The sequence below is a fragment of the Candidatus Nebulibacter yamunensis genome (assembly GCF_024208055.1).
In the GTDB taxonomy this organism is placed as follows: Bacteria; Pseudomonadota; Gammaproteobacteria; order Francisellales; family Francisellaceae; genus Caedibacter; species Caedibacter lacustris.
In genome coordinates, this window is the sequence record NZ_JAMBMW010000002.1 from 40,776 (window position 1) to 54,639 (window position 13,864).

13 protein-coding genes and 1 pseudogene are annotated in these 13,864 nt (G+C 36.1%); 7 read left to right on the forward strand and 7 right to left on the reverse strand.

The genetic code is table 11. The features are described from left to right. The first annotated feature begins 13 nt into the window (after nt 1-13). Nucleotides 14-580 (forward strand): dCTP deaminase, encoded by a 567-nt coding sequence (gene dcd, locus M1V25_RS01190; protein ID WP_116963228.1) that lies wholly within the window; start codon nt 14-16, stop codon nt 578-580. Between the two features lie 411 nt (nt 581-991). Here the strand turns inward: dcd (M1V25_RS01190) and M1V25_RS01195 are convergent, their stop codons facing one another. The 5 genes from M1V25_RS01195 to M1V25_RS01215 are packed head-to-tail and all read right to left on the reverse strand — an operon-like array spanning nt 992 to nt 3,626. Next, nucleotides 992-1,294, reverse strand: coding sequence for a hypothetical protein (locus tag M1V25_RS01195; RefSeq protein WP_498842198.1), 303 nt, complete (start codon nt 1,292-1,294; stop codon nt 992-994). Then, nucleotides 1,287-2,480, reverse strand: a complete 1,194-nt coding sequence (locus tag M1V25_RS01200; protein WP_498842199.1) for an MFS transporter — start codon at nt 2,478-2,480, stop codon at nt 1,287-1,289. Before M1V25_RS01200 ends, M1V25_RS01195 begins: the two co-directional genes overlap by 8 nt. Beyond that, the gene (locus tag M1V25_RS01205; RefSeq protein ID WP_498842200.1) at nt 2,477-2,827 is read right to left on the reverse strand and encodes a hypothetical protein; all 351 of its coding nucleotides are present in this window, start codon (nt 2,825-2,827) and stop codon (nt 2,477-2,479) included. The genes M1V25_RS01200 and M1V25_RS01205 overlap by 4 nt, the downstream gene beginning before the upstream one ends. Then, complete coding sequence (locus tag M1V25_RS01210) at nt 2,824-3,444, reverse strand: SDR family NAD(P)-dependent oxidoreductase (protein ID WP_498842201.1); 621 nt, start codon at nt 3,442-3,444, stop codon at nt 2,824-2,826. The genes M1V25_RS01205 and M1V25_RS01210 overlap by 4 nt, the downstream gene beginning before the upstream one ends. Next, nucleotides 3,441-3,626 carry a hypothetical protein gene (locus M1V25_RS01215; protein ID WP_498842202.1) on the reverse strand — a complete coding sequence of 62 codons (186 nt, stop codon included), beginning with the start codon at nt 3,624-3,626 and terminating at the stop codon, nt 3,441-3,443. The genes M1V25_RS01210 and M1V25_RS01215 overlap by 4 nt, the downstream gene beginning before the upstream one ends. Before the next feature lie 252 nt (nt 3,627-3,878). Here M1V25_RS01215 and dcd (M1V25_RS01220) point away from each other — a divergent pair. The 6 genes and pseudogenes from dcd (M1V25_RS01220) to M1V25_RS01245 all read left to right on the forward strand — a co-directional run. Then, nucleotides 3,879-3,968: pseudogene (gene dcd, locus M1V25_RS01220) on the forward strand (dCTP deaminase); the annotation flags it as partial. Nucleotides 3,969-4,098: 130 nt separating this feature from the next. Then, nucleotides 4,099-6,024 carry a lytic transglycosylase domain-containing protein gene (locus M1V25_RS01225; RefSeq protein ID WP_498842203.1) on the forward strand — a complete coding sequence of 642 codons (1,926 nt, stop codon included), beginning with the start codon at nt 4,099-4,101 and terminating at the stop codon, nt 6,022-6,024. A gap of 122 nt (nt 6,025-6,146) precedes the next feature. After that, on the forward strand, nt 6,147-8,735 hold the full coding sequence (gene alaS / locus M1V25_RS01230) for an alanine--tRNA ligase (RefSeq protein WP_498842204.1): 2,589 nt from the start codon (nt 6,147-6,149) through the stop codon (nt 8,733-8,735). Between the two features lie 56 nt (nt 8,736-8,791). Next, complete coding sequence (locus tag M1V25_RS01235; protein ID WP_116963234.1) at nt 8,792-10,135, forward strand: TolC family outer membrane protein; 1,344 nt, start codon at nt 8,792-8,794, stop codon at nt 10,133-10,135. Between the two features lie 83 nt (nt 10,136-10,218). Next, nucleotides 10,219-11,598, forward strand: coding sequence for a leucyl aminopeptidase family protein (locus tag M1V25_RS01240; protein ID WP_116963235.1), 1,380 nt, complete (start codon nt 10,219-10,221; stop codon nt 11,596-11,598). 66 nt (nt 11,599-11,664) lie between these two features. After that, nucleotides 11,665-12,129, forward strand: a complete 465-nt coding sequence (locus M1V25_RS01245) for a hypothetical protein (protein WP_116963236.1) — start codon at nt 11,665-11,667, stop codon at nt 12,127-12,129. A gap of 90 nt (nt 12,130-12,219) precedes the next feature. On the opposite strand, the gene M1V25_RS01250 is transcribed toward M1V25_RS01245, so the two are convergent. Together M1V25_RS01250 and M1V25_RS01255 are read right to left on the reverse strand one after the other, a co-directional pair. Continuing rightward, the gene (locus tag M1V25_RS01250; protein ID WP_498842205.1) at nt 12,220-12,495 is read right to left on the reverse strand and encodes an HAD family hydrolase; all 276 of its coding nucleotides are present in this window, start codon (nt 12,493-12,495) and stop codon (nt 12,220-12,222) included. A 110-nt stretch (nt 12,496-12,605) separates the two neighbouring features. Then, nucleotides 12,606-13,862, reverse strand: coding sequence for a DUF2087 domain-containing protein (locus tag M1V25_RS01255; RefSeq protein ID WP_498842206.1), 1,257 nt, complete (start codon nt 13,860-13,862; stop codon nt 12,606-12,608). Nucleotides 13,863-13,864: the final 2 nt, after the last annotated feature.

Here is a 13,864-nt window from a genome sequence, read left to right on the forward strand (position 1 = left end):
GCGAGGAGAAAAAATGAGTATAAAATCCGATAAATGGATACGCACAATGGCAAAAGAACATGAGATGATTTCACCATTTGAGTCCGGACAAGTACGCCATAATGAGCAGGGGAGAATAGTCTCTTTTGGAACTTCAAGTTATGGCTATGATGTGCGATGCGCCAATGAGTTTAAGATTTTCACCAATATCAACTCCACGATTGTTGACCCTAAGGATTTTGATCACAATAACTTTGTCGATTTTGTGGGTGATGTCTGCATCATCCCGCCTAATTCGTTTGCTCTGGCGCGCACGGTGGAATATTTTAAGATTCCACGCGATACTTTAGTCGTGTGTTTAGGCAAATCAACCTATGCACGTTGTGGCATTATTGTGAATGTGACTCCGCTTGAGCCTGAGTGGGAAGGGCATGTAACCCTTGAGTTTTCAAATACCACGCCCTTACCTGCTAAAATTTACGCTAATGAGGGTGTAGCACAAATGTTGTTTTATCAGTCAGATGAAGTTTGTGAAACCTCATACAAGGATCGAGGAGGAAAATATCAAGGGCAAACAGGGGTGACGTTGCCAAAAACATAGTAATACTCCTATGGCAGAGAACACTCTACGTGTAGTCATTTCAAGTGAAAGTAAAGTTGCTCTAAACTCATTATTAATGGATTGGTTTAGAACATATTGTATGATAGGGGCTTCCAGAAAACTGGTTAAATAAAGTAATATAAAGATGCTGATAGCAAGAATATAAGAGTGTTGCGTGTAACCTAATACTAGAAAAGAAAGTAAAAACAATATACGCAGCCAAAAGATAACCTGCCAGTTTGTATGTTTGTTTTGACTGACTTTTGTGAAATATAATACGATAATTAATGTTTTCTGAGTGGTTAAAGTGAGGCAAAAAAACATGTGGAATTTGTTTGCATGAGAGAGATAATAAATCGCATATAAATGTTATGTCTTCAAAAGTATGAATATATTCATTCGAAGAGTATGTTAATTCTTCTGTTGAAGTTGTAGAAATAAGAGAAATATGCACTCAGGAATCCCTACTTTATTGACAGCGTAGTCATGCATTGCTTGACTACTATCAATGCAAGCGATGGCTTTAGGATCATTTTTAATTGTATGCAGAGCCAGACTATGCCTTGCAGGTCCTGCACAAAGCTCTAACATATGAATTTTATCTATTTGTAAGTAGTTTTTTAGATTCAGGATTTGACCACGAAAGTCCCAATCTTGGGGAATAGTATCGTATATTTCCGGCATGCTTTCATAAAAGTTATTAATACTATTCATTTCTCACCCATAATAATGTTAACGTTGATACAAAAGACAATACCCCGATAAAAATTAGCGTATTGCCAACACCAAAATATTTATAAATTAACGTGATATTAAACCCACCAAAACTAGCTAATACTCTTTCACCAGCTGCTAAAGATGATAAACCAAAAATACGATTACTATCTTTGAATAGGGTATTGTTTAGCTCACCTAACGGTCCATATTCAAGATCACCAAAAACGAACATACTCAATGTCATAATAGCAAATACAACTATATTAGACACAAAAAAACCCATCATAATAAAGCTAATTGAAAATAACCATCGCAATACAACCACTTGCCACATCAGGTTATTTGATATTAGCTCAATGTAGCGATACAACCAAATAACGCACAATCCGCTTAGCAAGTAGATCAAGCCATAAATGCTGGAATTAACAAGCAATGAGTAATGCATTGTGTCACCAAGTATATTCTGAAATACAGGCATCCAAATAACCGCATAACCGTTATAGATAAAACCTAATATTGCAAAAAAAATCAAAACCATTAAAAACTTTCTATCACGAAAAAAATATATATGCCTAAAAAATGAAAAATTAGCATCATGGGACTTTAATGATTTACCATCAATGACCAAAAATATAGTGACGGTGTAAAATAATAAAAGCACAAATATTAATTTGAACGTATAAGCGTATCCATAAAGTTGAGTCATGAATGCACTAAAAACAATCCCTAAAAATGTTGCAAAATTTGACAGAGATTGTGTTTTGCTAAAAACCTTAGTTTTGCTGATAGAATATTGTAATTTATGAATACTATTAACATACCATCCTTGCAGCACACCTGAAAACGTTGCCATCCCTAGACCCCAAAAAACAAATGCCACATACATCAATGATAGAGTGTCACTTAATGCAAACAACAATGCAGAGAAAGCTTCTATTATTAAGCCAAAGACAAATATTAGTTTACGGTTAGACATATCAGCTAGTATGCTCAATGGAAGTATGCCTAATATGGTTGTTATTGACATAATGGAATAACCAACACCAATACTTACAATAGAAAAACCAATATCTAATAAAAACAGGGTTAAAATCGGAAACTTCATCGTGATGATAAATCTATAAAATGAAAAGAACAGGTAATAACTTACCGTTAATTGAGACTCACTTAAGAGAATTTTCACTCAGTTACATCCATATTTATATTATTTACATAGGCATGGTATTCACTTAATGGTGGAATAACCTCATCGAATCCATGGTCTCCAATATAGACTTTATTGACAGCGTAGTCATGCATTGCTTGACTGCTATCAATGCAGGCGATGGCTTTAGGATCATTTTTAATTGTATACAGAGCCAGACTATGTCGTGCATGTCCTGCGCAAAGCTCTAGTGTATAAAAACTTTCTAACTGCAAGTAGGTTTTTAAATCTATGATTTGACCATAAAAATTTCTATCTTGTGCGATGACATCATAAATATCGGGGTGTTTTGAATAAAGTCTAGATATGGAGGTTGTACGTGTCATAACTCATTCTCGGATTTTAAAACAATTTCTGTTGGATAGCAGTTTTTAGATAACGAGTCCAAATACAAAATGGTATTAAATACGTCATTGTAACTTATCTTATTTTCTGCTAATGATCCCAATACAATATGAGAAAATTTGTAATCAGTGTTTTTATATAAATCTTGCAATATTTTAGTAAAACTTTGTAAAGCTTGTTTAGCAAGCACGTAACAAGGGTTAAAGTGTTCTTTTGATCTATAGACGGCGGTTGAGCCTATTGTAATGACTTTTGCATCATGTGTTAGGTGTTTACTTTTGATTAAAGTGGATAGTATGGAGGAAAAGCTAAACAGAGAAATATTAAAGAAATTGTGTAGGCTGTCCTGGTTAGGCATGACTGACTCTCCCCATGCGGAAGCGCAATGGATAAGCAAACGATATTTCTTACCTTCAACTTGCTTTAAGATTTCTAGATGGCAGTTACGATGTGTAAGATCAGTTGCAATTGAATGGTATGGGGCACTTTTATTTATAGTTCGTCCTATTACGGTTATTGTATGCTCATTTTCAAAAAAACCATCTGCAAGAAACTTACCAAGACCTTTCGTTCCACCTATAATCAGAGCTTGTTTCATATTGCATTTCCCTCTTGACTTCTAGGAGGAATAAAAGTATCCCAGCCGTGATCTGCATAATTTATGGTTGTGCTTTCATAGGCAATAAATGTTTGCTCCATAGTTAAAATTGCCTGCAAGTTTTGGGGTAGTGTAGACCTTAGCAATGTACTTACAAAATCATGGAATACTTCATAATCCATATTATATCCTCCTTTTTATTGTGGTTGTTTGAGAGAGTTAATACTGTCAATGATAACTATAAAAAAAACGGTTATGTGTCAATATAAAACATTTAAAAAAGTTAAATTTTGTATATTTTTTATTTTCTTATGAATTTTTAGAAATGATATTATTGGTAATATATCAAAACAAAAGATTGGAAAAATAGTTTGTAAGAGCTCCTACCTAATGTGTCTTGCTTTTTTGAGGGCATTTATTCCTAACTGAATACGCTAAATCAAGATGAAGTTTGTGAAACCTCATACAAGGATCGAGGAGGAAAATATCAAGGGCAGACAGGGGTGACTCTACCAAGAGCATAAAAAATCAAATATTAGTGTATAGGTGTATGTATAAATTTAGTGACTATAAATTACCTAATCAGGTTGAGTTTGCACCATATTTTTTATTAAATGATAAACGTTTTTACATTTAATAAGATGGATTAAAGGTATGCGATTGATACTTTTGGCGTTTTTAGGTTTGGCATTAACAACATTTTCCTTTAGTTATGGAATGGATAAGGCAGAAATTGCCGAGTATTATAAAGCTAAAGATTTACTATCGAAAAAAAATTATAAAGCCTATTATCAAGTCAAAGCAAAACTAACGAAAACGCCATTATATACTTATTTGCAATATCAAGAAATTTTATCTGATCCAGAGCAGTTTAAAGATCAGACAATAGAAGACTTTTTAAAAGTGAATCAAGGCAGCTTCTGGGCAGCAGAATTAAGAAAAGATCTGGCTAACTATTATATCAGTAAACAAAGTTGGTCACGTTTTCTGCAATATTATGAAGGGAACTTGGGTGTAAATGGTCAGTGTTATGCTATTCAGGCTAAGTATGCAACTGGAGAGCAAGAAGCAGCTTTGGCAGATTTTACCAAACTTTGGTTGTCACGCGTACGTTTGCCTAAAGCATGTAATGATTTCGAAACTATCTGGCAGAATAAGATTATGCCAAGTGAAAGAGAGATTCGCTTAAAAACTTATGCACTTGCTACTACAGGTTATGTTGACCAAGCCTTAAAATGGATAAATAAAACTAACAATAAAACTCTCCAAGGTTTTTATGGTTTATGGTTAAAAGCATCGCAAAACCCTAAAAAATTTATGATTGATTGGGTAGAAGAGTACCATCAGATTAATGGCTTTTCATCTGCAATTGTGAGTGTAATGGACAACTTGTCTGCTAAAGATGTGTATTATGCTGCATCATTTTGGCAAGACTTTAAGCAGAAAAGTTTATTAGATGATAAAACGATTAATCTCATTAATGCTGAAATCGCAATTGATTTTGCGAGAAGTCATCATAAAGAAGCATTGACATGGCTTAAGCTAGTTGAAAGCGAATATGCATCAAGTTTGCTGTGGCAGTGGCGTTTACGTACGGCTTTATATTGGCAGGATTATAAGCTGTATTTAAAATGGTATGATGAGCTACCTACTGACTTGAAAAGTGCTGATGAATGGCGTTATTGGCAGGCAAAAAGCTTGGCAGCATTAAAGCAAATGGATAAAGCTAAGCCTATATTTACTGAGCTTGCAAAACAATTAAGCTACTATGGATTTTTATCAGCAGATGTATTGAAACTTCCCTATGTACTTACTAATGAGAATGCAATTGTTGCCCTTGATGTAATTAAAAATATGAAAAACAATCTTACTGTACAGCAAGTTTTTGATTTATATCAGATAGGAGAGTATGGTTTATCTTATTCACTATGGCGCTGGAGCATGAATAGTTTTACACGTGAAGAGTTATTGGCAATTGCTAAACTTGCCCATGATGACAAGATTTACCAAATTTCGGTTAGTGCTTATGGCAATTCTGGTGCCGTGAATGATTTAGTAGGGTTATATCCATTGGCTTTTTGGTCAGATGTAAAAAAGGCAGCAAAGGACTTTGAGATACAGCCAGATGTTATTATCGCGATGATGCGCCAAGAGTCAGCCTTTCGCGTGCATGGCATATCATCAGCAAGTGCCACAGGTTTAATGCAGTTGTTACCTTCTACAGCCGAATTTTTAGCAAAGAAATATCGTTTAGATTATAAAGACGGTGACTTATATCAACCCAATAAAGTAATTATTCTGGGTGCGGCTAATTTAAATTTTATGGATAAGCTTTTTAATGGCAAACTGGTGCTGGGGATGGCTGCGTATAATGCTGGACAAGGAAATGTTGCAAATTGGCTACCAGAACACACAATGAATGCGGATCAGTGGATTGAGATCATGCCGTTTGGTGAGACGCGGCAATATGTGAAAAATATCCTTCGAAATCTCGTGGTTTATAACCAGGTTATTCTAGGCAATAAAACCTTTCATTTAAGCCAGCTGATGTTACCGATATCGAAAAAAGATAAGTCATAAAAGATAAGTCATTCATGAAGCAAAGTTGACGAAATAAAAATGGCGCTAATCACTTTTGACTTCACTTAGTTCATAGTAAACTACTCGATGATTTAAAATAGTATTTTCCAAAGTGAGCTACCATGATTACAACAAATGAAATTAGGCGATCTTTTATTGAGTTCTTTAAGGCTAAAGGACATGAACCAATTGCAAGTTCATCATTAGTGCCAACCAATGATGAAACACTTTTATTTACTAATGCTGGGATGGTGCAATTTAAAGATGTATTTTTAGGCGTAGATAAAAGAGGGTATAGCCGAGCCGTAACAGCTCAGAAATGTCTTCGGGCTGGTGGTAAGCATAACGACTTAGAAAATGTAGGCTATACAGCGCGTCACCATACTTTCTTTGAAATGCTAGGGAACTTTAGTTTTGGTGATTATTTTAAGCGTGATGCTATTTTTTTTGCTTGGGAGTATTTAACGGTAGTTTTAAAATTACCTCAAAATAGGTTATGGGTAACTGTTTTTGAAGAGGATAAAGAAGCTGAGGAGATTTGGTTAAAAGAAGTTGGTATTGACTCACAGCGTTTATCACGCATAGGAGCAAAAGATAATTTTTGGTCTATGGGTGATACAGGACCTTGTGGACCGTGTACAGAAATTTTTTATGATCATGGTGAGGAAGTTGTAGGTGGTCCTCCTGGCACCCTTGAAGAAGATGGTGATCGTTATATTGAGATCTGGAACTTGGTTTTTATGCAATATAACCGACTTTTGGATGGCACCTTAGAGAAATTACCTAATCCATCGGTGGATACTGGTATGGGGTTAGAAAGAATTGCTGCTGTTTTACAGCATGTGCATAGCAATTACGAAATTGATTTGTTCCAAAAACTTATCGATGCAGCAGCGAGAATAACAAATAGTGACGATTTCAATAATCCTTCATTAAAGGTATTGGCTGATCATATTCGTGCTTGTGCTTTTTTGATTGCAGATGGTGTATTACCGTCAAATGAAGGTCGTGGTTATGTATTAAGACGCATTATTAGGCGTGCTATTCGTCATGGTCATAAGCTTGGGGCAGTAGAGACGTTTTTTTATAAACTCGTTTCTACCTTAGTAGAAGTGATGGCAGATGCTTATCCCGACTTAAAGTTAAAGCAAGCATCGATTAAAGAAGCACTTAAAAAAGAAGAACAACAGTTTGAAAAAACACTTAGTAATGGTATGAAAATATTAGAAGAAAGTATCAGCAACCTTACTGACTCTATCATACCCGGAGATATCGCTTTTAGGCTTTATGACACCTATGGTTTCCCACTTGATTTAACAGCAGATATTGCACGCGAGCGCAATTTAAGCGTTGATGAACAAGGTTTCTTAACTTGTATGGAAGCACAAAAAGAGCGTGCTAAATCTGCCAGTAAGTTTGATGTGGATTATAACCAGATGATCAAAAGTCAAGTGAAAACCAGGTTTGTTGGTTATTCTGTCATTGTTTCAGATGCCACTATTAATGAAATTTATCACGATACGAAAAAAGTTATGTGCTTATCAGAAGGACAAAATGGTGTAATTATATTGGACCAAACACCATTTTATGCAGAATCAGGGGGGCAAGTTGCTGATAAAGGTGTTATTAATGCTTTAGGTAGTGTGTTTCAAGTAGAAGATGTACAGAAGTCAGGTGAGGCGTACTTGCATATTGGACGTGTTATTAAAGGTAACTTTAATGTGGAAGATGAGGTTACAGCACAAATTGATAAGACTCGTATCACAATTGCAGCACATCATACGGCAACACATTTATTGCATGCGGCGTTAAGAGAGGTAATTGGTACTCACGTTGAGCAAAAAGGCTCATTGGTTGAGGCAAGTAAGTTTAGGTTTGACTTTTCAAATCCATCAGCAGTGACAGTGAAGCAATTAAGGGATGTTGAGCATTTAGTTAATGCTGTTATTCGTCAGAATATTGCGGTAGAAACAATCGAAACGACGCCTGCCATAGCACAAAATATGGGTGCGATGGCTTTATTTGGTGAAAAATATGGTGACATTGTCCGTGTACTTCGAGTGGGTAATTTTTCTATTGAACTTTGTGGTGGCACGCACGTTACACAAACAGGGGATATTGGTTTATTTAAAATTGTCGCTGAATCAGGGATTGCAGCTGGGGTGCGTCGTATTGAGGGCGTTACGGGTCAATTTGCCGAGCAATATGTAGAAGCGCAGGAGGAAGTATTGGCTACGATTCACGAGCTTTTAAAATCAAGCGATGATAATGTATTAGATAAGCTTCTAAAGTTACAACAACAACTCAAAATACACGATAAAACAATCAAAACTTTAAAACAGCAGCTTGCTGGAGGTAGTGATATAGAAGTTAGAGAACAACAGATTGCGGATGTGACTTTAATATCCGCACTATTGCCAAACGTTGATATGGGGATACTTAGAGAAAAAGTTGATCAATATAAAGCACAAAAATCTAAAGTTGTGGTAGTTCTATCAACTGAAAGTGAGGGCAAGGCACAAATTGCTGTAGGTGTTAGTAAGTCAATTACTGATAAAATCAAAGCAAGTGAGTTGATAAATTTCATAGCTAACCAAGTGGATGGAAAAGGTGGCGGGCGTCCTGATATGGCGCAAGCAGGTGGTAATAATCCACAAAATTTACCATCTGCCATGACATCAGTACACGGATGGGTAAAAGAACGGCTATAATATTGACCATATTTAATTAATCATGATAAAAATTAATATGAACTAGGAAAAAAGGTATGACCTTTAACATAAAAGTACTTTTAGGAATGTTTGTTGGATTGCTAAGTATATCAGCATTGCAGGCTCAAACTACAAATGCTGAGAATCTATCTGAAATATATCAACAAGCATTAAATAACTCACCACAGTATAAAGCGAATCTATACACCATGGAGTCAACAAGAGCACAGCAAAGTGTGAGTCTTGGTAAATTGTTACCCAATTTAGGATTAGCAACGGGAGCGACATTGATCAGAAAAGATCAAACAACTCAAAGTGGAAGTTATCGTAATTATAATGTAGGTATTACATTGACCCAAATGCTATTTGATTATAGTTCTTATCAGAAATATCAAGCAGCGAAACAAATCTCATATAGTGTAGAAGAAACGTATAATGCACAGAAACAGCAATTTATCTTGGATGTAGCAACAGCATATTTTAACGTTTTAAATGCAAAAGAGCAGGTTCATTTTTTGCAGGCTAAGCTTAAAGCTGTCGAAAGTGCACTTGAACAAGCCAAATTAAAACTCAAAGTTGGGATATCTACTAGTGTTGATGTCAAAGTAGCAGAATCTAATTATTATAATGTGCTCGCATCTTTGAAAGCTGCTGACAATAATGTACAAACGACCTATTTTGCTTTATATCAATACACAGGAGGTGAAAATAAGAATTTGGCAGACTTGCAAGAAAAATTGCATTTTAGTAATCCTCAACCTAATGATATAAATAAATGGATACAAAAGGCACAAACTAATAATCCTATTTTGAAAGCTCAGGTATATACTCAAAATGCAGCACAAGAAACACTAGCTGCATCAAATGGTAATTTCTTACCGAACGTAAGCTTAGTTGCTAACTATTCTATCAATGATAACTCAGGTAGCAATTTTGCCACAGGTGCAGCAGGAGTACCAATAGGGAATTATAAAAATGGGTACATTGGTGTGACCTTAACTTGGAATATTTTAAATGGTGGTAGTGATTATGCGACAAAAAAACAGGCAGCATTTAACTATCAGGCAGCAGAGTTTACGACCTTAAATCAAAAGCGTACGATTAAACAAAACATAGAAACAGACTTTTATACTGTGGTTTCAACCGCAAGGCAAATTCAAGCATTAGAGCAGTCAGTTCTTGCCGCAGAAGCAGCTTATAAACAATATCAAGCAAGATTTAAAGTTGGTAGCTCAACCATTACTGAGGTATTGGATCAGCTACAAAAGTTTTATGAAAGTGCATCTTTACTTGCAAGCGCTAAATATAAATATATTACTGAGGTGTTGCAGTTAAAATTGGATGCAGGCACCTTGTCTGAAAAAGACGTTCAAATTTTTAATTCATGGCTTAAATCATAATTTGCTTCAATAGCGCTGCTAAAATTTTTCCAATCTAGTAACATATCCGTGATTTTAAAATAATTAAAAATGAGGCTTTTGATATGGCATTTTCTTGCTTTTATAAAACACATCGTCCACAGGCAATTGAGTTAATTGTTATTCCAATTGAAAAGTATCACAAATGGGTAGAGCAGCATGCGGATAAGTCTATTCAAAATATATTGGCTGGACAAGGTTTTATTCCAGGCTCAGGCAAAACAGCTACTTTTTTTGATATACATGGCAAATTAAAACAAGCAATTATCACAATTAATCCAAATGATATGTGGGCATTGGGAAACTTAGCTAAAGATTTACCACATCACGATTATGAACTTATTGATCCATATTCAGTATTAGAATCAGAACTACCTTATTTAGCTTTTGGTCTAGGTTGTTATCAATTTTTAAATTATAAAACACAAAAGAAAACCCATTCGATTAAATTATATTTGCCAAAGAAATATGCTGAAGTGGAGAAAGCTTTAAGAGCAATTTATCTTGTGCGCGATATGATTAATATTCCTGCCCAAGACATGGGACCAGAAGAGATATCACATCAAGCACAAAAGCTTGCACAAACTTTTTCGGCTGAATTTTCCCAAATTATTGGTGATGAGCTTTACGAAAAAGGTTACCGTGGTATTCACACAGTTGGGCGCGCTAGTGTTCGTGCGCCACGCTTAGTTCGTTTAGATTGGGGTAAAAAAGAACATCCACATATTGTGCTTGTTGGTAAAGGTGTTGCCTTTGATACAGGAGGATTGGATATTAAGCAAGCAAGTGGTATGCTTTTGATGCACAAGGACATGGGAGGCGCGGCTCAAGTCTTGGGTCTTGCGCGGTTAATTATGGATACGCCCTTGCCAATAAGATTAACGGTATTTATTCCGGCGGTGGAAAATGCTATCAGTGGCAATGCCTATCGTCCAAGTGATATCATCACAATGTACAATGATAGTACGGTTGAAATTAGTAATACGGATGCAGAAGGGAGAGTAATTTTAGCTGATGCGTTAACAGAAGCATCAAGGATGAAACCAGATTTAATCATGGATTTTGCAACTTTAACAGGGGCTGCACGAGTTGCTGTTGGCACTGAAATAGCAGCATTCTTTAGTAATAACGATGAGATTTCTCAATTGTTAGAGCATGCGGCACAAAAAATACAAGATCCAGTTTGGCGTATGCCATTGTTTAAACCTTACAAAAAGTTACTGGATAGTCATGTGGCAGATATTAAAAACTGTGCTTCTGCACCTTATGCTGGCAGTATTAGTGCGGCTTTATTTTTAGAGTCTTTTATTGAGTATAATACGCCGTGGTTACATTTTGATTTAATGGCGTGGAATATTTCAAGTATGCCAGGACGACCACAAGGTGGTGAGGCAATGGGTATCAGAGCCGCTTATGAAATGCTGAAAATACGTTATGGAAAATAAATCTGATCTGTTCTTCTTGATCTATAATATAAGTACAAATAATAAACTTCTTGAGGGGTAACGCTTATGCTAGTTCCAAAAACTTCTACTGAGGCATTTTATCAATTGATCGTTGATGGACAAAATATGACGGGTATTACCTTGGATCATGATCTGGAAGCATTTATGGTCTATGCTTTGCTTCGCAATATCGATAATATTGAATTAAAAGAAATTGTATTTGCTCATGCGTTATTAAGTGACTTAAATGAAAATAATATGCGTAAATTAGAAGAGATTTTAGATTGTTCATTAATTTATGCAGGTTGGTATCCTAAACGCGCGGAAAAGTTTGGTTTATCCAGTTGCTATTACAGTGATATTGGTAAGTTTGCAAGTAGTGAACTTGCTCGTTATTACGAAAAGCTGCGTTCATCTTGTCAGTCCACTTATGCTAAAATTGCTTGGCAATTTGATAAGCTTGTCATGGTGTTGCAGTCATTGCTTATTAGTAAAAATATTGAATATATTCGGACTCACTCTTGTTTTTGACAGTAGAAGAAATACCACTTAAATTGCTCCATACACAATCTTTGACATTCACTCTTGTAAAAGTTAAAAGATCTAAGTTAAAATGGCGTCTCAAAATGAAAATTTGTGTTCTACATAATTTTTATTCTTAGGGACAACAATAACCTCCATTCCTGCTGCCTTCCCAGAAAGAGCTCCTGTAACTGAGTCTTCAAAAACTGTACAAATATCTACAATAGCCTTTACACAGTTTAGATATGGCAATGGATGTGGTTTACCAAAAGGATCTAGCTCAGCTGAGTGCACAATGTTTATCATCTCTCTAATCCCTGCTCTATTAGTAACTATCTCAACAACTAGCCATTTCTGAAATACTCCTAGCGGCATTTTGCAATTTTTTCTTCGTGTACAGAGAAAAATAACTAATGGCTCTTTGAATGGTTTGTATTATATTTAGTCAGACTTCATCACAGTGCATCACGTTCCTGAGCATAAGGCTATATACGCTGGTAAATGCCATCTTTCCTAATTAGCCTTTTGCTATCCACTAACTTTCGGCGTAAACGGGCAAAATCATCGGTGAAACATGCGCAATAGCTGGATATCTCATGTTCATTATATGTTTTTTGCGGTTGCAGATAAGAAACAATTAAATCAAGGTATTTTGCTTCTTCTAGCTTGGTGTCGCTGAATTCGTTAAACATTCTGTCGTTTGCACTTGTGTGTACAAGCGTTTCCCATAACTGCGGATTTTCAAAATAACCGCCATCTTGCAACCTAATCATCTGGGCATCCATGAGTTTTGCTAACAGGCGGAGTACTTTTTCTTTGTCTAATTTCACTGTACGTTGAATCTCGCTCAGCTCGCTTATCCCTAGTGCTACCGCACAATAAACAGAACGGATACTTTGATTTTTTAACAGCATTAGTTGGCGTGTGAGTTCATTTCGTTGTTCAAGTGTTTCGGACAATAGGCTTGTTGCTCGGAACCTTACTGGTGCCAAGCCAATAGTACTCATCTCCTCTTGAAATAGTTCCCGTCTGTTTTCTTCCCACTGATGGTGTTTTCTTATTATCCCTAGACCAGTTTGCCTATATTTATGCATTTCAGGAATGCTCAAAATATCCACGTGCTTTATATCGCTTTTATTGATAAATTCCCATAATGGTGTGCGTATCATGGCCAATTTCTGGTGCTGTGTTGTTTGTTCTTGTACAGGCACAGTGAAATATGGGTCATGGAAGACCATGAAGCCTCCTGCTGCTAAACGCGACCATAGTTTTCCGATGAATCTTATATCATCAACGAGGCTTCCCGCATCTAACCAAATAAAGTCAAATAGATTGTCGTCAAAAAACTGGAGGGAAAGATTGTGGAAATCACAGTTTATCGTCTTTACTGACAAGGCTGCATATTTTGCTGTGTTGAGTGTATTCCATGCTTGAGCAGCGGAGCATCCAGGTGCTGAGAAATTATCAATAGAAATAAATTTCGGTTCATATACAGAAGTTGCTGCATGAGGGATCAGTAACTCGCTCCTTTCTGCCCATTCTGTATTATGGACAAGCTCTTTATCAGCAAGATATTCTGCCTTGGCTGCTACTATGGCATCGGCAATTGCTACGGTTGAATCACCTGCTCCCACTTCAAGGATAGATAGCGGTCTTGCCATTTTGATCATCACAGCGATAATCTCCAAAGCGTTTTCTGTCCCCATGCCTGGTCTTATTAGTTCCATCGTTTTTTCTCTCATTA